At 29.9% G+C, this 20,641-nt stretch carries 20 protein-coding genes; 14 read left to right on the top strand and 6 right to left on the bottom strand.

The annotated features are described in order from the left end of the window. Nucleotides 1-26 precede the first annotated feature (26 nt). From ACYEKI_RS13920 to ACYEKI_RS13900, 5 genes are all read left to right on the top strand, one after another. A complete protein-coding gene (locus ACYEKI_RS13920) occupies nucleotides 27-731 on the top strand; it encodes a DUF4129 domain-containing protein (RefSeq protein WP_459211809.1) in 705 nt (234 codons plus the stop codon). 56 nt (nucleotides 732-787) lie between these two features. Then, nucleotides 788-1,954, top strand: coding sequence for a DUF4350 domain-containing protein (locus tag ACYEKI_RS13915; RefSeq protein WP_459211808.1), 1,167 nt, complete (start codon nucleotides 788-790; stop codon nucleotides 1,952-1,954). A 29-nt stretch (nucleotides 1,955-1,983) separates the two neighbouring features. Further along, complete coding sequence (locus ACYEKI_RS13910) at nucleotides 1,984-3,000, top strand: AAA family ATPase (protein WP_459211807.1); 1,017 nt, start codon at nucleotides 1,984-1,986, stop codon at nucleotides 2,998-3,000. Nucleotides 3,001-3,005: 5 nt separating this feature from the next. Beyond that, nucleotides 3,006-4,337: a DUF58 domain-containing protein gene (locus ACYEKI_RS13905; protein WP_459211888.1), complete on the top strand. Its 1,332-nt coding sequence runs from the start codon at nucleotides 3,006-3,008 to the stop codon at nucleotides 4,335-4,337. 115 nt (nucleotides 4,338-4,452) lie between these two features. Beyond that, nucleotides 4,453-4,881, top strand: coding sequence for a DUF2141 domain-containing protein (locus ACYEKI_RS13900; RefSeq protein WP_459211806.1), 429 nt, complete (start codon nucleotides 4,453-4,455; stop codon nucleotides 4,879-4,881). A gap of 72 nt (nucleotides 4,882-4,953) precedes the next feature. Here ACYEKI_RS13900 and ACYEKI_RS13895 read toward each other — a convergent pair whose 3' ends face one another. Continuing rightward, complete coding sequence (locus ACYEKI_RS13895) at nucleotides 4,954-6,447, bottom strand: hypothetical protein (RefSeq protein ID WP_459211805.1); 1,494 nt, start codon at nucleotides 6,445-6,447, stop codon at nucleotides 4,954-4,956. Nucleotides 6,448-7,246: 799 nt separating this feature from the next. Between ACYEKI_RS13895 and ACYEKI_RS13890 the strand changes: the two genes are divergently transcribed. The 4 genes from ACYEKI_RS13890 to ACYEKI_RS13875 all read left to right on the top strand — a co-directional run bounded on the left by ACYEKI_RS13890 (nucleotide 7,247) and on the right by ACYEKI_RS13875 (nucleotide 12,696). Next, nucleotides 7,247-8,062 carry a sensor histidine kinase gene (locus tag ACYEKI_RS13890; RefSeq protein ID WP_459211804.1) on the top strand — a complete coding sequence of 272 codons (816 nt, stop codon included), beginning with the start codon at nucleotides 7,247-7,249 and terminating at the stop codon, nucleotides 8,060-8,062. Continuing rightward, a complete protein-coding gene (locus ACYEKI_RS13885) occupies nucleotides 8,059-8,808 on the top strand; it encodes a LytR/AlgR family response regulator transcription factor (RefSeq protein ID WP_459211803.1) in 750 nt (249 codons plus the stop codon). The genes ACYEKI_RS13890 and ACYEKI_RS13885 overlap by 4 nt, the downstream gene beginning before the upstream one ends. A gap of 425 nt (nucleotides 8,809-9,233) precedes the next feature. Beyond that, the gene (locus ACYEKI_RS13880) at nucleotides 9,234-11,573 is read left to right on the top strand and encodes a TonB-dependent receptor (RefSeq protein ID WP_459211802.1); all 2,340 of its coding nucleotides are present in this window, start codon (nucleotides 9,234-9,236) and stop codon (nucleotides 11,571-11,573) included. A gap of 184 nt (nucleotides 11,574-11,757) precedes the next feature. Then, entirely contained in the window at nucleotides 11,758-12,696 is a 939-nt protein-coding gene (locus tag ACYEKI_RS13875; protein WP_459211801.1) for a LysR substrate-binding domain-containing protein, read from the top strand. 56 nt (nucleotides 12,697-12,752) lie between these two features. Here ACYEKI_RS13875 and ACYEKI_RS13870 read toward each other — a convergent pair whose 3' ends face one another. The 4 genes from ACYEKI_RS13870 to ACYEKI_RS13855 form a co-directional block, all read right to left on the bottom strand. Beyond that, complete coding sequence (locus ACYEKI_RS13870) at nucleotides 12,753-12,947, bottom strand: hypothetical protein (RefSeq protein WP_459211800.1); 195 nt, start codon at nucleotides 12,945-12,947, stop codon at nucleotides 12,753-12,755. A gap of 132 nt (nucleotides 12,948-13,079) precedes the next feature. Beyond that, the gene (locus ACYEKI_RS13865; protein WP_459211799.1) at nucleotides 13,080-13,880 is read right to left on the bottom strand and encodes a TIGR00266 family protein; all 801 of its coding nucleotides are present in this window, start codon (nucleotides 13,878-13,880) and stop codon (nucleotides 13,080-13,082) included. 82 nt (nucleotides 13,881-13,962) lie between these two features. Beyond that, nucleotides 13,963-14,415, bottom strand: coding sequence for a DUF4442 domain-containing protein (locus ACYEKI_RS13860; RefSeq protein ID WP_459211798.1), 453 nt, complete (start codon nucleotides 14,413-14,415; stop codon nucleotides 13,963-13,965). 179 nt (nucleotides 14,416-14,594) lie between these two features. Further along, nucleotides 14,595-14,786 (bottom strand): hypothetical protein, encoded by a 192-nt coding sequence (locus ACYEKI_RS13855; RefSeq protein WP_459211797.1) that lies wholly within the window; start codon nucleotides 14,784-14,786, stop codon nucleotides 14,595-14,597. Between the two features lie 293 nt (nucleotides 14,787-15,079). Between ACYEKI_RS13855 and ACYEKI_RS13850 the strand changes: the two genes are divergently transcribed. From ACYEKI_RS13850 to ACYEKI_RS13830, 5 genes are all read left to right on the top strand, one after another. Further along, nucleotides 15,080-15,541, top strand: a complete 462-nt coding sequence (locus ACYEKI_RS13850; RefSeq protein WP_459211796.1) for a DUF4870 domain-containing protein — start codon at nucleotides 15,080-15,082, stop codon at nucleotides 15,539-15,541. A gap of 51 nt (nucleotides 15,542-15,592) precedes the next feature. Further along, nucleotides 15,593-15,946: a PadR family transcriptional regulator gene (locus tag ACYEKI_RS13845; RefSeq protein WP_459211795.1), complete on the top strand. Its 354-nt coding sequence runs from the start codon at nucleotides 15,593-15,595 to the stop codon at nucleotides 15,944-15,946. Continuing rightward, nucleotides 15,930-17,654 carry a PspC domain-containing protein gene (locus tag ACYEKI_RS13840; RefSeq protein WP_459211794.1) on the top strand — a complete coding sequence of 575 codons (1,725 nt, stop codon included), beginning with the start codon at nucleotides 15,930-15,932 and terminating at the stop codon, nucleotides 17,652-17,654. Before ACYEKI_RS13845 ends, ACYEKI_RS13840 begins: the two co-directional genes overlap by 17 nt. Before the next feature lie 31 nt (nucleotides 17,655-17,685). Beyond that, entirely contained in the window at nucleotides 17,686-18,405 is a 720-nt protein-coding gene (locus ACYEKI_RS13835) for a head GIN domain-containing protein (protein ID WP_459211793.1), read from the top strand. A gap of 165 nt (nucleotides 18,406-18,570) precedes the next feature. Further along, nucleotides 18,571-19,428, top strand: coding sequence for a GIN domain-containing protein (locus tag ACYEKI_RS13830; RefSeq protein WP_459211792.1), 858 nt, complete (start codon nucleotides 18,571-18,573; stop codon nucleotides 19,426-19,428). A gap of 57 nt (nucleotides 19,429-19,485) precedes the next feature. On the opposite strand, the gene trxB is transcribed toward ACYEKI_RS13830, so the two are convergent. Then, nucleotides 19,486-20,451, bottom strand: coding sequence for a thioredoxin-disulfide reductase (gene trxB / locus ACYEKI_RS13825; RefSeq protein ID WP_459211791.1), 966 nt, complete (start codon nucleotides 20,449-20,451; stop codon nucleotides 19,486-19,488). Nucleotides 20,452-20,641: the final 190 nt, after the last annotated feature.

Raw genomic sequence — 20,641 nt, 5'->3', positions numbered from 1 at the left:
TCTTTTGTTGTTTTATAATAGGCTTTTTGAATAGTAATGCTCAAGATAGTATTCCTATTGTTAATCAAGAACTTCAATATGATCTTGATACTAATTTAACCCCTCCTAATTTTGACTTACAAAAATTAGAAGACTTTAAAACTGATGAAGATTTTAATTATGTAGAAACTCCTCAAACCGAAAATTGGTGGACACGTTTAAAAAAATGGGTTAATCAATTATGGCGTGACTTTATAAAATCACTTTTTGGTGTAGACGAAATTGGCGGTTTCTTAGGTGCCTTAATAGGTTTCTTGCCGTATTTGATTCTTGTTGGAGTTTTGACTCTTATCGTGTGGCTATTTATGAAGGTTAGTCCTAAAGAAATGCTTATGGAAAAACATAGCATTCCAGAAGTCATACTTACAGAAGAAGAAGACATTATTCAAAATCAAGATATTGATACACTGATTTCCAAAGCTATTCAACAAGCAAATTACCGATTAGCGATTAGGTATTACTATTTAAAAGTATTAAAATCACTTACAGATCAAGAATTGATTCATTGGGAAGCTCAAAAAACTAATCATGAATACTATGATGAAATTCCGAATCAACAATTAAAAACACAATTCACTACCATCACAAATCTGTATGATTTTATTTGGTATGGTAGTTTTGATATCGATCAAACCATATATTTAAAAGCTGAAAAAGAATTTAAGGCTATTCATCATTTAATCCATTCATAGACTTGTTTTCAAAATCGCATAAAATACTCATTTTCTCACTAATTGCTTTATTAGCTTTGCTCACGTATCTAGAAGCTGCAGAGCCTGATAAAATCAATTGGTTTCCTAGTTATGCAAAAACTGATAAAATTCCGCTAGGTACTTATGTAAGTTATACATTATTAAAAGATACTTATACTACAACTATTTTAGACGATGTAAACCAACCTCCTTTTGAATTTTTAAACAAGAAGGATCAAAATAATATAAATGGCACTTACCTATTCATTAATAACCAGGTAAGTTTTCATGATAGTGAATTACACAAGCTATTAGATTGGGTCGATCAAGGAAATACTTTATTTATTTCTGCAAAAAATATAAGCGAGAATTTATTAGATACTTTACACCTAGAGACTGAGCATTTATTGGCGTATAATGCTATTAACACACAACCCAAAGTACGGCTTGTAAATACCTATTTGGCTTCAGATATCTTTTATGCTTATGATAGAGATATTAGTAATCCTTATTTTAATGTAATTGATACTACTCAAACAGTAATTTTGGGTGAAGTAGCTTTACGCGAAAAAGAATTACAAGATACTAATACTCATCCTAACTATATCAAGCAATCCTTTGGGCAAGGAAAAATTTTATTACATACATTTCCTGAAGCTTTTGGTAATTATTTTATGCTTACAGATCAGCATAATACTTATACACAAAATGTATTAGCTTATATCGATGTTTCTCAATCGGTGTATTGGGACAATTATTATAAATCAGGTAAAACATTTTATTCTGCCTTGTATTTATTTATGAATAATCGCTATTTAAAATGGGCTTATTACATCCTTTTAATTGGCACATTACTATTCATTTTTTTTGAAGGAAAGCGTAAACAACGTAGTATACCTATCATTACTCCTTTAAAAAATCAAACATTAGCTTTTACTCGCACTATCAGTGCTATGTATTATGAAAGGCAACAGCATAAAGAAATTGTAAAAAAACAATATTTATTATTTCTAGACTATGTTCGTACAGTATTGCGAGTTAGTACAGAAACGATTGATGAAGAAACCATAGCAAAAATCGCTACACGTAGTAATAATACAATCGAAGATACTACTACATTATTTAAAGTATTTAATACCTTACAAAAACAACCGCAAGTAACTAAAGAAGAATTATCTCATCTCTATGATTTAATTACTACTTTTAAACATATTGACCACTAAAGAACAGCATCTTTTAAAGAACATCATATATGGAAAACGAAGAAATACAACATACAGATACCTCTACAAATGATTCGATTAATTTTGAAAATCGTATCGACTTAACAGAGTTACATCAAGCAGTTACTAACCTTAAAGCCGAGTTGGCCAAGGTTATTGTAGGACAACAAGAGTTTGTTGAATTACTAATTGTTGCATTATTATCAAATGGACATGTATTAATTGAAGGAGTACCAGGAATAGCAAAAACAGTTACAGCAAAACTCTTTGCCAAAACTTTACAAACCCATTTTAATAGAATTCAATTTACTCCAGATTTAATGCCAAGTGATGTATTAGGTACTTCTGTATTAAATATGAAATCTAGCGAATTTGAGTTTAAAAAAGGGCCTATTTTTTCTAATATGGTATTGATTGACGAAATCAACCGTGCTCCTGCCAAAACGCAAGCTGCGCTTTTTGAAGTAATGGAAGAACGTCAAGTAACTATCGATGGTATTCGTTATGAAATGCAACCTCCTTTTATGGTATTGGCTACTCAAAATCCAGTAGAACAAGAAGGAACTTATGCTTTGCCAGAAGCTCAATTAGATCGTTTTTTATTTAAAATCAATGTGGGTTATCCATCTTTTGAAGAAGAGATCTCCATTCTTGAAACACATCATGATCGCAAATCCAAAACTCCTCAAGAGTTAATAGAGACGGTATTGACTCCAGAAAAACTTTTGGAATATAAAGTTAAAACTCAAGAAGTCATTATAGAGAAAAAGATTCTTGCTTATATAGCCGAAATTGTAACCAAAACACGTACACATCCTCATTTATATTTAGGTGGATCTCCTAGAGCTTCTATTGCTATTATGAATGCTTCAAAAGCTTTTGCTGCGATACAAGGACGTGATTTTGTAATTCCAGAAGATATCAAAAAAGCAGTATTCCCTGTTTTACGTCACCGTGTTATACTTACTCCAGAGCGAGAAATGGAAGGTCTGACTACAGAAAATGTTATTGATATGATTTTACAATCAGTAGAAATCCCACGTTAATTTTGATACAATTCATCAAATCTCTATATCTAGGCAGTCGATTCTTTTACGCCTTATCCATTATCTCTGTTTGTTTTTTATTTTCAAACTGGATTAGACCATTATATATTGTTGCATGGTTAGCTCTATTAGCACTAGGCTTAATCACCTTATTTGAACTCATCATTATATATAATGCAAAAAATGGAATAAAAGCAAATCGGTTATTACCTGATAAGTTTTCTAATAGTGATGAAAATGCTATACCTATACGCATCTATAATGCGTATAATTTTATGATATACGCAGAGATCATTGATGAGATTCCTATTCAGTTTCAAAAAAGAGATTTTCTAAAAAAATGTATACTATCTCCACAACAAGCTTTTGACTTTGAATATTTACTACGTCCAGTTTCTCGTGGTGAATATCATTTTGGTAGTTTACATATCTATGCTTCGTCAAAAATAGGATTGATAAAACGTCGCTACAGTTTTGATAAAGCTGCAATGGTTAAGGTGTATCCATCTTTTATTCAAATGAAAAAATATGATTTTCTTGCTATTGACAATCGTTTAACTCAATTTGGATTAAAAAAAATACGCCGAATCGGACATACCATGGAGTTCGAACAAATTAAAGAGTATGTACAAGGTGATGATATAAGAACTGTAAACTGGAAAGCTACTGCAAAGCATGGTAATCTAATGGTTAATCAATATCAAGATGAAAAATCACAGCCCATCTATGCTATAATTGACGCTAGTAGAGTTATGAAAATGCCCTTTAAAGAGTTAAGTTTATTAGATTATGCGATCAACAGTACACTAGCATTTTCTAATATTGCTCTAAAAAAACATGACAAAGTAGGTATGCTTACTTTTTCTAATACAATACAAAACTTTTTGCCGTCAAGCGGAAAAAAAACGCATATCCATACTATTTCTGAAACTTTATACAATATCAAAACTAATTTTTTGGATGCTGATTTTGGGATGCTATATGCTCATACAAAAAGACAAATCACACAGCGAAGTTTATTATTACTTTTTACCAACTTTGAACATATCTCTGCTTTAAAAAGACAATTACCATACCTACAGGCATTAGCAAAAAAACATCTTTTGGTTGTTATCTTTTTTGAAAATACAGAATTACATGCTCTAATTAATACTAAAGCAGAAAATCTAGAAACTATTTATGATCAAACTATAGCGCAACAATTTGCCTATGATAAAAAAGTAATGGCTACTACTTTACAAAAACACGGTATACAAACTATTCTTACCAGTCCAGAAGATTTAACAGTAAATACTATCAATAAATATTTAGAAATTAAAGCTCGAGGATTATTATAAGAACTATATCTTACATTTCATCCATTAGTTTTTACAATTGGGTATTCCTTTTTATAGTTCATCAGCTGTTTTATAGACATTTGAAATATAAAACAAACTATAAAATCATCCACTTATGAAAACTATTGCTTTCCTTCTCGTTTCATTTTTTATCAGTTTTTTTACACATGCTCAAAAAACTACTACAACACAAGGAATTAAAATTACAGTAACTGTTCCTAATGTTCCTGGTAGTAATGGAGATGTCTTTTTTGGTCTTTACACTCAAGATACTTTTATGAAAGCTGGTCCTATAAAAGCTGAAAGTAGCATTATTAAAGATGGTATTGCTACTGTAATATTCAAAGATATTCCTCAAGGTGAATACGCAATCTCTTGTTTTTATGATGCAAACGGAAACAAACGTATGGATTTTGAGCCTAATGGTATGCCTAAAGAAAGTTATGGCGTATCTAATAATAATATGAGTTATGGTCCTCCTGTATGGGAAGATGCCAAATTTGTCGTAGCCAAAGAAGATTTAGCCTTAACTATTAGAATGTAATGTTAGTATTAAAAAACAGTAAAGCTCGATGACTAAAATATCATCGAGCTTTATCTTTAATGGGGGTTATAGTCAATTTTGTATCTTCTTAGTAAAAGGTTTACCATTGAGTTGTCCTTTTACAAAATATATTCCTCTACTAGGAACCGAGATACGCATTGAAGTTTCGTTTGTACTTGGGTTTACCCTCACTGTACCAATGAGCTTACTGTTAATATCATAAATGTCAATTTCTCCATTATTAATAGGTTTTCCAGACATTGTAATTTCAAAATTATTAATTGCTTTACGATAGATTCTTATTTCATCTTCTCCTTTATTAGAAATCTCATAAGAAGTCGTCGCTGATTTTGTTGTCTTAGGAGTTACTATAATATCTCTAGTAAATGTCAATTTCTGATTTCCATCATATGCTGCTAAATTAATTTGAGAAGGAGAAAAATTATAGTTTGGATGAGAAAAAGTAATTACTCTAGATTCTCCTAATCTTGCAGGAAATGAATAATGTAATCTTGCTTGTGTTTTTGCTCCTCTAATATTCCAAGGATTTTCACCATTAAAATTACTATTTGTAAATACAAATCCAGTAAAATTAGCTCCGTTTGAAAATTTAAATCTTCCTCTCACTTCATTCCATCTGTTTGCATCTTTCATTACACTCATTGAAGAAAAATTGTTTCTTTCATAAAAATCTACTGCCATTGATGGTCTTTTTGAAAAAGAAAACCAACTTTCTCTTAGTTTTTCATGCATTAAACTATATCCGTTTGCATGGGCACTCTTATTACCATCTCCATATCCTAAAGGAGCATCTGTTGCAAAATTATTAATCGTTAATAAAGATGATCTTGTATCTCCTCTTCCAGGATTACCATTAATTAAATAGCGATGTGTCTGTTTTAAATCATTTACTTGACTTGCAGAAAAATCATTTTGTCTTGTGTAGCTAAACTCATAATGTAACCATGAAGGTGCACTTGAACCAAAATTTCGCTCAGATAATACTACTAATCGTTTATTACTAGCTATCATCTCATTAAGTCTAGGCCATAATTGATTAGGACTAGTTTGTGTATATAAATAATGATCAATATCTGCTCTAGAATTACATCTATTACCTTTACCTTTAAACGCGTCTTTTATATGATTGGTTGTAACACCTCCATCTATTTGCATGTGTAATGTGATGATTTCATTGCGGTTTGCATCTAGAAAATCTTTAACATATTTAAGAAAATCGCACATTTCCATCCAATGAAAATATCCACCTGGCCCATGTCCTAATCGTAAAAATTTTCCTTTAAAAAGATTTGTAACTCTACCATATTGTAAGTCAATCATAAAACTTCTCACTCCATTATTCAACTGTGTGCGAATATCATGTTGTTGGTTTTTTCCTCCTGGTCCTAAATCTGTTGCATTGATTTCTGGATTTTGAAATGCATTGTGATTTACTAGCCAAGAAATTTCATCATATCGCCTATTTTTATTTAAATCAGCTGTGCGTTGACCGATAGCCTGATTAAATAGTAAGCCCATTAAAAATAAAAGAGTAATTTGTTTCATATAATTGAAGGTTTGATCAAAAGGACGGCTAAGATCTTCAATTCAAACACAATAGATCGTGATCCATATCACAAAGTTATACATATCACAATTATATTTTTTCACCAAAACAAAAACAATCTTATGATATACAGAAGATTACAATAAAATCTATAATAAATACAATAATTCATTTAACAGACCTTTAACTCTATTTTATGAGACTTTACATATTATAAAACTTAATCTTTACTTAAACACTCCTACTTTTTTATACTTTACAGAGTCACTTAATAATACCTTCTATTACGATTATTCTTGAACTAAAACTTATTCTTTAAATTCTAAAATTCATCAATTTAATTCTTAAGTTCATTATTTAATCAACTTTTTATACAAAGAAGATTCTTACTTTAATCTTGTTATTTTTATTTCAGGAGCTAATATTTAGTTATTTCTATACTAAACAATTTCAGTAAATGTGTGAAGTTAACTTTTAAGACATCGAAATTATTTTTTAATAAAAATTTTGTATCTATCATTGCTGAGCAGTTTTATGATAGCTAGAATAAATCAAAAACTAATGAATATTAATTTTCATTTTCTACTAAAAAAAATAAAGAATTGGATAGTTCCTATAGTGGGTGTTTTTCTTTATTTTATTTTGATACTTTATCTTAGGTTACTACTTCTAGAAAATGATGGTGATATTTATGAAATTTTAATAAAAGATTTTATTTTCAATCTTCCTGTATTACTTATAAACATTATACTTATTTATTGGGGTGTTAGATTTTTAAATAAACATTTTTTTGAAAAAATGATCCTTAAGTTTTTACTTGAATTGATTTATATTGGTATCATAACTTCATTTCTGGTTATCATAATGGGTAGTGTCATTTTAATGACTCAGAACTATCACGGAGATTTTAATTTAAAAAATCATATAAGCCTTTTTGGTGATACCTTTGTAATGGCATTACTCACAGGTGTTTTTACACTCACTATTTTAGAAACTCATTACCAACACAAGATTAGCAAACAAAAAAAGCTAGATCTCGAAGCTCTTCAACAAGAAAACTTAATATTAAAATACATTCAATTAAAAAATCAAATTAACCCCCATTTTTTATTTAACAGCCTTAATATTTTAACAGCACTTACTCAAATTGATCAAAATAAAGCTGTCGAGTTTATTCAAAAATTATCTGATATATATAGATATGTACTTTTTCAAGATCAAAAAGATATCGTTAGCTTGGCTGAAGAGTATTCTTTTATTCAAAGTTTTATCGATATCTTGAATACAAGATTTCAAGGAGGTTTACAGATAGACATTTCTATTAAAAATACATCTCTAAAAAAAAGTATTATTCCTATGACGCTTCAGTTACTCATAGAGAATGCTGTAAAACACAATATTGTAGATACTCAAACTCCTCTATCAATTTCAATTAAATCAAACGATACACAGATAGAAGTATCTAACAATCTAAATCCTAAAATATTAGTTCAAAAAAATCATAAAATAGGTTTAGATAGTATCATAAAAAGGTATCGCATTTTAGATAAAAATGCCGAAGTAACTATTACTCAAACCGATAATCACTTTATAGTCAAAATCCCTCTATTATGAATGTTTTTATAGTTGAAGATGAAGAACTTTCTAGAAATCATTTAAGATCAGAAATTGCTAAACATTTACCTAATTTTAATATTATAGGCGAAGCTACTTCTGTCAACCAATCTATTACATGGCTCAAAAAGAATACACCTGATTTAATCTTCATGGATATTCAATTATCAGATGGTTTATGTTTTGAAATTTTTAAACACCTTACCATCGAAACTCCTATTATATTTACAACTGCCTATGACCATTATGCCATTCAAGCTTTTCAAGAAAACGGAATTGGCTATTTATTAAAACCCGTAAATGCCTCACTTTTATTAAATGCTATTGATAAATTTCAACGCTTAACAACATATAATAAGTTTAATATAGATTTACAAAAGTTAGTGACTACCTTCCACCCTACTAGTTTTCGCCATCGCATTTCTATACAAAAAGGAGAAAAGATTTCTTTTTTAAACATTCATGATATTGCTTATTTCTTTTCTGAAGAAACTGTCACTTTTGCTGTTTTAAAAAATGGAGAAAGAAAACTAATTGATAATAATTTATCAACCTTAGAACAAGAACTTGACCCTAAATATTTTTTTCGTATAACACGAAACTGTATTACTCATATAGACGCTATTGAATCTATTAATAAATATTTTAACAGTCGTTTGAAAGTATTTCTAAAACCTTCTTTAGATAAAGAGTTACTAATTAGTAGAATTCGCTCAGCTGAATTTAGAAAATGGTTAGATCAATGATATCCTTTTAAACATTTCTTTTTTATTTGATTACTTAACAATTCTTCTTACCTATCAATCAAGAAACTTATACTGTAGCATATTATTCACAGTACTCTAGAACGTATTTTTATTCTATATTCTACACTGTTCGTTTCCTAAAAAAACAAGCATTTATATTTAAGTCGATCTTGCTTAATCTTTAAATTCTAAACTTCATTTCATTAATACTAAAGTTGGTTAGAATCTTATTTCATAACACTTCTTTTTACTTCAAATTAGCTCTATAATTTATTTTTTTAGTTAGATCGCCATATTCTTTAATTACCACGAATAGTTGTTTTCACATCTATACGGATCATTCCTTAAAAATTAAAAATTTGACAATACTTAAACAATAAATAAAACCACAAGTTAAACCATTTTAAAACTCAAAACCTTAAATTATGAAGCTTAAAATCCTCATCATTTTTAGTATCCTATACTTTTCTCATTATTCTTTTGCTCAAGGATTAACGCAGTCTATAAAAGGTAAGGTTGTAGATGCCGTTACACAAAAGCCACTACCATATGCTAATATTGTCATCTTAGGATTAAAACCTTCAAAAGGTACCATCACAGATAAACAAGGTTCTTTCTTATTAGAGAACATTCCTATTGGTAGGTATGATATAGAGGTTTCTTTTTTAGGCTATACTTCTATTATCAAACCAGAAATAGTATTAACACCTGCAAAAACAGTCGAGCTAATTTTTGAATTAGTTGAAAACTCTAATGCTCTTGATGTAGTAGTTATTAAACCTAAAGTCATCAAAAATAAACCTATTAACATTATGGCTACCGTAAGCTCTAGAATGTTAAGTGTAGAAGAAGCTAATAGATATGCTGGAGGTTTTAATGATCCTGCTCGATTAGCAGCCTCTTTTCCAGGAGTTTCAAGTGGTATAGGTAATAATGCCATTGTCATTCGAGGAAATGCTCCAAAATCTTTACAATGGAAATTAGAAGGAATTGAAATTCCAAATCCCAATCACTTTGCTGATTTAGGAGCTTTTGGTGGTGGTGGATTGACAGCATTAAGTAGTAATTTGTTAGCCAATTCAGATTTTTATACTGGTGCATTCCCTGCCGAATATAATAATGCACTTTCTGGTGTATTCGATATTAGAATGAGAAATGGAAATAATACTGACTTTGAACATACTGTAGAAGTTGGTGCTATTGGAATTGATATAGCATCTGAAGGTCCTTTGAATAAAAAAACAAATGCTTCATATTTATTTAACTATAGATATTCAACATTAGAACTCATTTCTTCACTTTTACCTGATAACAGAAAAGGAACTGATTATCAAGACTTATCTTTTAAGTTCAAATTTCCAACAAAAAAAATCGGTACATTTTCGCTATGGGGAATAGGCTTATTGGATACTTCTGGAAATATAGCAGAAGTTGATATAACTAAGCAGGAGTTTATCAATGATCTACAAGAACAAGATATTTCTCAATATATGGCAGCCTTAGGATTAAATCATAGGTATTTATTTAAAAATGATATTTATATAAACTCGACTTTAGCTATTTCTGGAAATGGAATAGAAATGGAAACTAAACAACTTGATAACAATGCCTTATTAACACCTGAAAATAAAATAAATAATGATAATTATTATATCACTTTAAAATCTTTTATAAATAAAAGGTTTAATAAAAATCATGTAAATAGAACTGGTTTTTCTATAAGAGGAATTCATTACAATTCATTATTTAAAGAGAATAGATCCACAGATAACGAACTTGAAACATTAGTTGATGAAAAAGGTTTCAGTACTTTATTATCTGCTTATAGTAATTCATCTATCACGCATAATAATTGGAAATTTAATATAGGAATCAACTCACAATTCTTCACTTTAAATAATGATTTCACTATAGAGCCTCGTATAGGTATTAAATACGCTGTGAATCAAACAAGCAGTTTACAATTTGGATATGGGTTACATAGTAGACTTGAGCCGTTAAATATTTATTTGTCTAATACCACTGATGCTCCTTCTACAAAAGCCAATAAAAATTTAGATATTTCTAAATCACATCATTTCGTTTTGGCTTATGATTTAGATTTAAGTAAAAAAACACATTTAAAAATCGAACCTTATTTTCAATATCTATATGATATCCCGTCTATCAAAGGAAGTACTGTTTCTCTATCCAATTTACAATATGATTTTTTTGAAAATCGAACTTTTATAAATTCTGGAAAAGGTAGAAATTATGGTATTGATCTTACTCTTGAACAATATTTAAATCGTGGTTTCTATTACCTTATCTCTGCTTCATTATTTAATTCAGAATATAAGACAGATACTAACGAATGGTATAACACACGATTTAATAAAAATTTTCTTTTTAATTTTCTCATAGGTAAAGAATTTAGATTAGGAAAAAGAAAAGAAAATTTACTAGGTCTTAATTTAAGAGTAAGCTATCAAGGAGGTAATAGACATTCTCTTATAGATGAAGAAGCTTCTGCAAGAGAACAAGATGTTATATTCAACGAAAACACTCCTTTTACAGAACAGATCGATCCCTCTTTATTCACCTATTTAACAATTAACTATGCTTGGTATAAGAAAAAAATCAACCATAGAATATCCTTAAAAATGCTCAATGTTAATGGTCATAAAGAATATTTAGGTCATCGTTTTAATCTTATAGAAAATAAACCAACTGCATATAAAGAAGCTATTGTTATCCCTAATATTAGTTATAGAATATCTTTTTAAGCTATAGCCTATATGTAGCTATTAAAATAATGGCTATTATTTTAATAGCTATCTAACTTATAAAATCAACAATTATAATAGTATATACCCTATCGACATAATAGAGAAAACGAATTTTTTAACACACATCTCATAAGTTTTATTAATAGCTTTTAATATCTTTGTTTTTGCAAAAAAACATCATATGACCATTACTCAGCTTAAGTATGTTCTTGCTGTTGCAGAGCATCAAAATTTTACCAAAGCAGCCGAAAAAACCTTTGTTACACAACCTACTCTTAGTATGCAAATTCAGAAATTAGAAGACGAATTAGACATACAAATTTTTGATCGCAGTAAAAAACCTATAGAATTAACAGAAGTTGGAAAAAAGCTAGTCCAGCAAGCTAGAAATATTGTTAATGAGAGTGAACGTATTCAAGATATAGTAGATCAGCAAAAAGGATACATAGGTGGTGAATTCAAATTAGGAGTAATTCCTACGGTAATGCCTACACTATTACCTATGTTTTTAAATAATTTCATCAAAAAATATCCAAAGGTTAAGCTAAAAATAGAAGAATTACATACAGAAGCTATAATAGAACGACTTAATGATGGTCATCTTGATGCTGCTATAGCGGCAACACCTTTAGAAAATGACAATATAAAAGAGCGTGTTTTATATTATGAACCTTTTGTAGGCTATATTCCGCAAAATCATCGTTTACATAATAATACAAAAATAGATGTTAGTGATCTTGATATAGATGATATGCTTTTATTAGAAGATGGTCACTGTTTTAGGGATGGTATCATTAATTTGTGTAAAACACAAAAAAGTTACGAAGAAGATCATTTTCAATTAGAAAGCGGTAGTTTTGAAACACTTATCAAATTATCTAATGAAGGATTAGGTATGACATTATTACCTTATTTACATACATTAGACATTAAAGCTTCAGAAAATCAAAATTTACGTCATTTCAATGAGCCAACTCCAGCTAGAGAAGTAAGTTTAATTTATCATAAGAGCGAATTAAAAATGCAAATTATAGATGCTTTAAAAAATTCTATAATGGGAGTAGTAAAAGGAGCTATAGCTTTTCATAATGTAAAAATAATCAGTCCTATTTCTAAATAATTAAGATTAGGAGATTAGCATAAAAACAAAGAGAGCGACTATAAGTCGCTCTCTTTTTATTTTAAGTAAATTAAACAAGGTTGTAATTCTGGTTGTTGCTCAGTTAAGGATTTCACCCAAATCTTCAATTCTTCGATTTCGTGAGGTAGTAATCTCTTAATTGCTTTTTGGATTTCTTTACTGAACAAATTAACATCAAAACTTACTTTCCTAAGTACAGTTTTAGTGTATTCAAACATTGCTCTTGCCATATATATTTGAAATTGGGGTTTGGTTTAAAAAATAAGTAGTTGTAAATAATAGGCATAAAGTTTTGTATTCCGACATATAAATATACAAAAAAAAATGCTTTTTATATGTCATTAACTCATATTTAACACCTATTAAAAATTATTATCTCCATCTAATAAGTCTCCGATTCCTCCAAGAATACTTCCTTCTCCTTTACTAGAACCTCCGCCTCTAGGAGCTAACGCTAAAACCCTGTTTGCTAACCTACTAAAAGGTAAAGATTGAATATATACAATTCCTGGCCCTGTTAGTGTCGCAAAGAATAATCCTTCTCCTCCAAAAATGGTATTCTTAATACCTCCTACAAACTCAATATCATAATTGACATCTTTTGAAAACCCTATGATACATCCTGTATCAACTTTAAGTTTTTCTCCTGGTTGTAAGATTTTCTTGGCTGTTGTTCCTCCTGCATGTACAAATGCCATCCCATCACCTTCAAGTTTTTGCATAATAAAACCTTCACCTCCAAAAAGTCCTCTTCCTAATTTTCTAGAAAATTCTATTCCTATAGAAACACCTTTGGCTGCGCATAAAAAAGCATCCTTTTGACAAATAAATTTCTCTCCGTATTCTGTTAAATCTAATGGTATTATTTTTCCAGGATATGGTGATGCAAAACTCACTCTTCGTTTATCATGCCATTGATTATGAAAAGCAGTCATAAATAAACTCTCGCCAGTAAGCAAACGTTTACCGGCTCCAAAAAGTTTACCCATTAATCCTTTATCTTTTTGAGATCCATCTCCAAAAATAGTATCCATCTGGATACCATCATCCATCATCATAAAACCTCCTGCTTCGGCAATAACACCTTCTTGAGGATCTAATTCGATCTCAACATATTGCATCTCTTCTCCATATATTTGATAATCTATTTCATGTGCTGTCATGTCTATTTTTTTGATTAATTCGATTTATATTATATGACAGTATAGTTGTAGAGACGTTACATCTTTGGATTCTTTTTAACAATTATTTAATGCGTATAGTCCATTCAAAGTTAAATTCAGAAACTTTAATTCCTTCTTCATTAACTCCTACAGATTTCATCCAGAATGTCTGTCCTTCACCTGTGGCTATAGTATCTTGTATTGCTTTTTCAAGAACATTTCCATCATTGCAACTAAATGTAATTCGACCTGTAGCTTTTTTAGTAAAACTAGAATTGTTATTAGCGACAAGCATAGAAATCTTTTTTCCACTTTTAGTAATATGAGACATTACTAAAGCTCCTGTACTTAATTCGGCAGCCATAGCTTGTACTGCAAAATACATAGAGTTAAAAGGATTTTGATTAATCCATCTATGCTTAACACTTACTCGACAACACGATTTATCTATTTCTTTTACTCGTACCCCGCTTAACCAAGCCGAAGGTAATTTAAACATTGTAAATGTGTTAATCTTTTTTGGTGTCATTTTCATTTTGATAGGGATGTTTTAATGTTATTTCAACTCTATAAGTATACTAAATTTCATAAAAAATACCTAAGACATTTTATTATTGTATAATAGTTGAATGTTTTTATATTAATCCTATCAAAATACAACTCGTATTAAATTTTAATATTATTAATTTTCACATATAAAATTCAAATTGTTTTTTAATACCATAAACAGTATTCTCCATTAATACATTTTCCTTCATCACAGAAACTAAAACCACCAGATGTTGTAACACAACATTTATTCTGAATTCCTGTGCATCCTCCATTTACTCCAGATCCATAAATTTCTTCCTGATCTCTTTTACTTATTACTTGTACACCTTTTAATTTAAAAATTTGTTTTGTCATAATGAGTTTTTTTAAGATTTAGATAGGTTAAAGGTACTACTTCTATCTCATTGACAATTACGGCTTTACATCAAAACAATAGACGTAACGCAGTATTTATCGATGAAATACACAAATATGCATAAAATAGAACTAGTACAAAAAGTAAACCACAATTACTTTCATCATTTGCTTCTGTATATATAACGCTCAAATTTGATTATACCCTATCTTAAATAATTGTTAATTTTAAGTACTATGTTTTGCATAATACCTTTTTTTATCCATATATTTGTATAAGAAAATAATAGGTTATGAAATCATCAATACCAAAACAATCAAAAACAATTAGTGCTTTAATACATATTTCTATATTATCAAAGTATTTTATTCCATTAGGAAATTACATCATACCACTACTGTTGTGGCAAGCAAATACTAAAGACTCTTTTATCAGTAAGAATGGAAAAGAAGCACTTAATTTTCAGTTAAGTCTTCTTGTCTATAGTATTCTTTTAGTGATCATAGCTATTCCTTTTGTAATATATACATTGGCAAATACAGCTATGAGTTTTGATCACCAACACCATATTACAGATGAATATTTTTTAACTCACATTAATGAGTTTATGGGGATCACCATCTTTGGTATCATTGCTGGACTGTGTATTTTAACCACACTTGTTGTAGAAATTGTTTGTGCAATACTTGCAGCAACCAGAGCTAGTGACGGAGAAGTTTATAAGTATCCTATCACTATTAGATTCATAAAATAATGAGATTATGAATCAAAAGTTAATTAATTTAATATCCAAAAGCACCGCTTTATGAAGATAGAAAACACAAAAGCGCAAATGCGTAAAGGAGTTTTAGAATACTGCATCTTATCTATTTTAAAAGATGATGACGCATATGTAGCAGAAATTCTAAGTACTCTAAAAGATGCAAAGATGCTCGTAGTAGAGGGTACAATTTACCCGCTATTAACCCGACTAAAAAATGCAGGACTTTTAAGCTATAGATGGGAAGAATCCTCTTCTGGACCACCGAGAAAATATTACGGATTAACAGAAACAGGAAAGTTATTTCTAAAAGAGTTAAACACCACTTGGAACGATTTACAGCACGCAGTAACTCTCGTAACCAAACAAAAAAATAATCAAGATGAACAAGACAGTTAATATAAACCTAGCCGGCATATTCTTCCATATAGATGAAGATGCATACCTGAAACTTAAACGTTATTTAGAAACGATAAAACGCTCGTTTACCAATTCTCAAGGTGGTGATGAAATATTAGCTGATATCGAAGCTCGTATTGCAGAACTCTTTAGCGAAAAAATTAAAGATAAGAGACAAGTTATCAATATGGAGCAAGTTGACGAAGTGATTACGATCATGGGGCAACCTGAGGATTACCACGTTGATGAAGATCTTTTTGAAGACGAAGTACATACACAACAGAAAAAGAAACGCAATACACCTAAACAACTATTTAGAGATACAGAAAATGCTTATATCGGCGGTGTAAGTTCTGGTTTAGGTCATTACCTAGGTATCGATACAGTTTGGCTTCGTTTAGCATGGGTATTATTTACAATTTTTTCTAGTGGCGCTTTTATCTTTATCTATATCGCTTTTTGGATTTTTGTACCAGAAGCTGTTTCTACCGCAGATCAATTAGCGATGAAAGGGGAACCTATCAATATCAATACTATTGAAAAAAAAATTAAAGAGGGTTTTGATGGCATCTCTGATACTGTAAAAAATGTAGATTATGAAAAATATGGTAAAAAAGTAAAAAGTGGATCTGCTACATTTTTTGACGCTATCGGAGATATATTCTTATTCATTCTTAAAGTATTTGTAAAATTCATAGGGGGATTACTCATCTTTACAGCTGGAGCAACATTAATCGCATTGTTTATCAGTTTATTCACTATAGGTAGTTTTGACTTTATCGACACTCCTTGGACAGAATATATAGAGGTAACCAACTTTTATAATACACCTATATGGTTAGTAACACTATTGGTTCTTTTTGCAGTAGGAATTCCATTCTTTTTCCTGTTCATCTTAGGATTAAAGATTTTAATCAAAAACCTTAAATCTATAGGTACTGTTGCTAAATTATCATTATTAGCACTTTGGATATTATCTATTATCGGGTTATCTGTTATAGGCTTACGCCAAATGACTTTACAAGCATTTGATGAAAAAGTAGTTTTAGAAAACGAAATTGTATCGGTAACACCACAAGATACCTTATATATCAAAATGAATGTTGATAGTCGTTTTGTTAAAAATGCATATAATAGAGATTCATTTAAAATAAAAACTGATCATCAAGGTAGAAAAGTAATTGTTTTTCAAGATATCGAGCTATTTTTAAAATCATCAAAAACAGATACCCTTCCTAAAATTCAAATAGCAAAATCATCTGAAGGTAGTAGCTATGATGACGCTAGAGAAAAAGCTGAAGCTATTGAGTATAATTATAAAATAGAAGGAAATACTTTATATCTAGATGCTCATGCTCTTACTGCTTTTACAAATCATTTTAGAGATCAAGAAGTACAAGTTTTTCTATCTATACCAGAAGGGATGACTTTATTTATGGATGATAATACTTCTTACTATAACAATTCTTGGACATATAAAGATTATATCCCAGTAAGAGGAAAAGAAGATCAATATATCCAGTTAAAAGACGATACAGTTATCTGTAACGATTGCCCTAAAAATGAAACTAATAAGTGGAAGTATGAAGAATGGGAAGAAAATACAGAAGATCATGAACCTTCTAGTTTAAAAATTGATACTGATAAAGGTAAAGTCGAAATCAAAATCAATGAAGAAAAAGAAGGTTTAGATATCGAAATTCAATAACATTAACTATAACTCTTAAAAATCATATATCATGTCAACATTAGCCAAAATATTAGTTACCTGTAGTTTAGGATTACTCCTTTCTTCATGTAACATCGTTATCAACGGAGTCTCTGGTTCTGGAGACGTAATTAAAAAAGAAAAAACACTTTCTGAGGATTTTGAAAGTATAAAAGCTAGTAGAGGTCTAGATGTTATTCTAGTTAATAGCACTGATCATAAAGTTGTAATTGAAGCTAACGAAAATTTACATAATCTTATTGAGGTTTATGTAAAAGAAGGCGTATTAACTATTACTTCAGAAAAAAATATTAGACGTGCAGATGCTAAGAAAATTTACGTTTCTTATCAAACATTATCAAATATTACAGCTACCAGTGGTGCAGATGTTACTTCTTATGAAATCGTAGAACAAGAATCTTTAAACCTAAGAGCTACAAGTGGTGCTGATATAGATTTACAAACCAAAGCTAATCAGTTATCAACTACAGCTACTAGTGGAGCCTCTATTAAAGTACACGGAAAAGTTAACCAACATAATTCAAGCGCTACCAGTGGTGCTGATATTAGAGCAAAAGAATTACTTAGTCTTATTACCGAATCAAAAGCAACTAGTGGTGCTACTATAAAAGTCCATGCTCAAAAACAATTTACAGGAAAAGCAACTAGTGGTGGTGATATTATTCTTTATGGAAATCCTGAGCAAGTTTCTGAAGAAGAAAACTCAGGTGGTAATATCAGACAGCGTTAAGAAACTATTTCTTGTTCAAAACTACCAATCTTTTTTAAACCTCCTTTATCGGAGGTTTTTTCTTTTTGTCTATTTTCTTCAAATATATTTATCATAGAAAACGTTCTTCTAGCATACCTGGTCTTATTTTTGAAGTCCAACGTATTAAACTTAAATCACTTTTTTATGAGAAAATTATGTAGTATTTTCTGTTGTATACTTTTTATAACATCAGGTTTTTCACAGAAAAAATTAAAAGTTAAAGGAAATAAAATTGTAGTTTCAGAACAACATGCCGTTAATGCTTTCACTACTCTTGATGTTTCTGATAATTTTGAAGTTATTCTTTCAGAGAGTATTGACCCTATGTTAGAAATAGAAGCCGATAGTAATTTACATGAATTTATTTCTTTTGAAGTAAAAGACAGTATTTTTTCAATTACAACTACAAGAGATATAAGACGTAGTAAAAAATTAACTTTAAAAATTAAGTATCCAGAAACCTTACGTAATCTTATTATAAGAGATAAAGCTAATATAAAAGCTATAGGGCCTATCGCCATTCCTAACTTAGCTATAGAAGCAAATGACTATAGTAAGATTTTTGCTACTGTTGAAACAGATAATCTAAAATTTGTAGCCAACGGGAAATCTGATAATGAATTGCATATTACTGCTGCTAATGCAAAAATACAACTCAATGATAACACCGAGTTTAAAGGAATTCTAACTACCGAACAAACTCTAATTGACTTATACTCAAAAACAACAGCAAAAATCGAAGGAAAAATTGCTTCATTAGAATTAAGAGCCGAAGGAGATACTAACTTCTATGGAGAACGTGCTATTATCAATAATGCTTCCATTCAAACCGAAGGTTCAACCGATGTTTACATAATGGCAAAAGAAACAATAACTATTAATGCTATTGAAAAAAGTGAAATCTACATTTTAGGTCAACCTAAAATATCCATTACAAATTTTGATAATGAATCCATACTCTATAAAAAAGAAGAAGGCTATACTCCTGGATTCTTTAATTAATAAAAAAAGCATTCTAAAAAATTAGAATGCTTTTTGTCTTTTATATTTCTCGTATTATTAAGCTGTCTCTACACTAGATTCGATTGTAGCCAAATAACGTTCTGCATCAAGCGCCGCCATACATCCAGTTCCAGCTGCTGTAACCGCTTGACGATATTCTTTATCTTGAACATCTCCTGCTGCAAATACACCAGGGACATTTGTTTTTGTAGATTTTCCTTCAGTTATTAGATATCCTGTATCGTCCATATCTAATTGTCCTTTAAATATGTCTGTATTAGGTTTGTGTCCAATAGCTATAAATAATCCTGTAATAGCGATATCTTCTTTATCTCCAGTTTGGTTATTTACCATTCTTAATCCATCTACTACTTGCTCTCCTAATACCTCATCAACTTCTGTATTATATCGTACTTCAATATTAGATGTATTATTTACACGATGCTGCATTGCTTTTGATGCTCTCATGTAATCTTTACGAACAAGCATAGTAACTTTTGAACAGATATTTGCTAAATATGTAGCTTCTTCTGCGGCAGTATCTCCAGCCCCTACGATAGCAACATCTTGTCCTTTATAAAAGAATCCATCACATACTGCACATGCAGATACTCCACCACCACGTAATCTTTGTTCGCTTTCTAAACCTAAATATTTTGCAGTTGCTCCTGTAGAAATAATAATAGACTCTGCTTCTATTTGTGTAGTATTATCCACAGTTACTTTGTGAATCCCTCCTATTTCTTTGCTAAACTCAACAGCAGTAACCATTCCTATTCTCACTTCTGTACCAAAACGTTCTGCTTGTTGTTGTAATTGCATCATCATTGTTGGGCCATCTATTCCTTCAGGATATCCAGGAAAGTTATCTACTTCTGTTGTAGTTGTTAATTGACCTCCTGGTTCCATTCCTGTATACATTACAGGTTTTAAATCTGCTCTAGATGCGTATATAGCTGCAGTATAACCTGCAGGTCCTGATCCTATGATTAGGCATTTAATTCTTTCGATTGTATCTGACATAACTTTACATCGTATTTAACTAGTTGTAAAAGTAGTAATTTGATTAGAAAACTTACATTATTTTATTATTTTGTTTTTCTATCTCTTTATAAGATCGTTTGATCTTATTTCTTCTTTTTTAATTTTAAACTTCTTTAGCTCTAGTTGTTTTATTATTATTCAAACATCATCTTTTTTTCTGTAGAAATAA

This window comes from Aquimarina rhabdastrellae, assembly GCA_947387485.1.
In the GTDB taxonomy this organism is placed as follows: Bacteria; Bacteroidota; Bacteroidia; order Flavobacteriales; family Flavobacteriaceae; genus Aquimarina.
Note: the sequence above shows the minus strand (reverse complement) of the source record. Positions and strands in the feature narration are given on the sequence as shown.

Bases quoted from the DNA above. Each gene is read 5' to 3' on its own strand.
- ACYEKI_RS13840 (WP_459211794.1), top strand. From the start codon at position 15,930: ATGAACAAGACAGTTAATATAAACCTAGCCGGCATATTCTTCCATATA.
- ACYEKI_RS13845 (WP_459211795.1), top strand. From the start codon at position 15,593: ATGAAGATAGAAAACACAAAAGCGCAAATGCGTAAAGGAGTTTTAGAA.
- ACYEKI_RS13850 (WP_459211796.1), top strand. From the start codon at position 15,080: ATGAAATCATCAATACCAAAACAATCAAAAACAATTAGTGCTTTAATA.
- ACYEKI_RS13830 (WP_459211792.1), top strand. From the start codon at position 18,571: ATGAGAAAATTATGTAGTATTTTCTGTTGTATACTTTTTATAACATCA.
- ACYEKI_RS13835 (WP_459211793.1), top strand. From the start codon at position 17,686: ATGTCAACATTAGCCAAAATATTAGTTACCTGTAGTTTAGGATTACTC.
- ACYEKI_RS13895 (WP_459211805.1), bottom strand. From the start codon at position 6,447: ATGAAACAAATTACTCTTTTATTTTTAATGGGCTTACTATTTAATCAG.
- ACYEKI_RS13880 (WP_459211802.1), top strand. From the start codon at position 9,234: ATGAAGCTTAAAATCCTCATCATTTTTAGTATCCTATACTTTTCTCAT.
- ACYEKI_RS13855 (WP_459211797.1), bottom strand. From the start codon at position 14,786: ATGACAAAACAAATTTTTAAATTAAAAGGTGTACAAGTAATAAGTAAA.
- ACYEKI_RS13885 (WP_459211803.1), top strand. From the start codon at position 8,059: ATGAATGTTTTTATAGTTGAAGATGAAGAACTTTCTAGAAATCATTTA.
- ACYEKI_RS13900 (WP_459211806.1), top strand. From the start codon at position 4,453: ATGAAAACTATTGCTTTCCTTCTCGTTTCATTTTTTATCAGTTTTTTT.
- ACYEKI_RS13910 (WP_459211807.1), top strand. From the start codon at position 1,984: ATGGAAAACGAAGAAATACAACATACAGATACCTCTACAAATGATTCG.
- ACYEKI_RS13875 (WP_459211801.1), top strand. From the start codon at position 11,758: ATGACCATTACTCAGCTTAAGTATGTTCTTGCTGTTGCAGAGCATCAA.
- ACYEKI_RS13865 (WP_459211799.1), bottom strand. From the start codon at position 13,880: ATGACAGCACATGAAATAGATTATCAAATATATGGAGAAGAGATGCAA.
- ACYEKI_RS13890 (WP_459211804.1), top strand. From the start codon at position 7,247: ATGATCCTTAAGTTTTTACTTGAATTGATTTATATTGGTATCATAACT.
- ACYEKI_RS13870 (WP_459211800.1), bottom strand. From the start codon at position 12,947: ATGGCAAGAGCAATGTTTGAATACACTAAAACTGTACTTAGGAAAGTA.
- trxB (WP_459211791.1), bottom strand. From the start codon at position 20,451: ATGTCAGATACAATCGAAAGAATTAAATGCCTAATCATAGGATCAGGA.
- ACYEKI_RS13860 (WP_459211798.1), bottom strand. From the start codon at position 14,415: ATGAAAATGACACCAAAAAAGATTAACACATTTACAATGTTTAAATTA.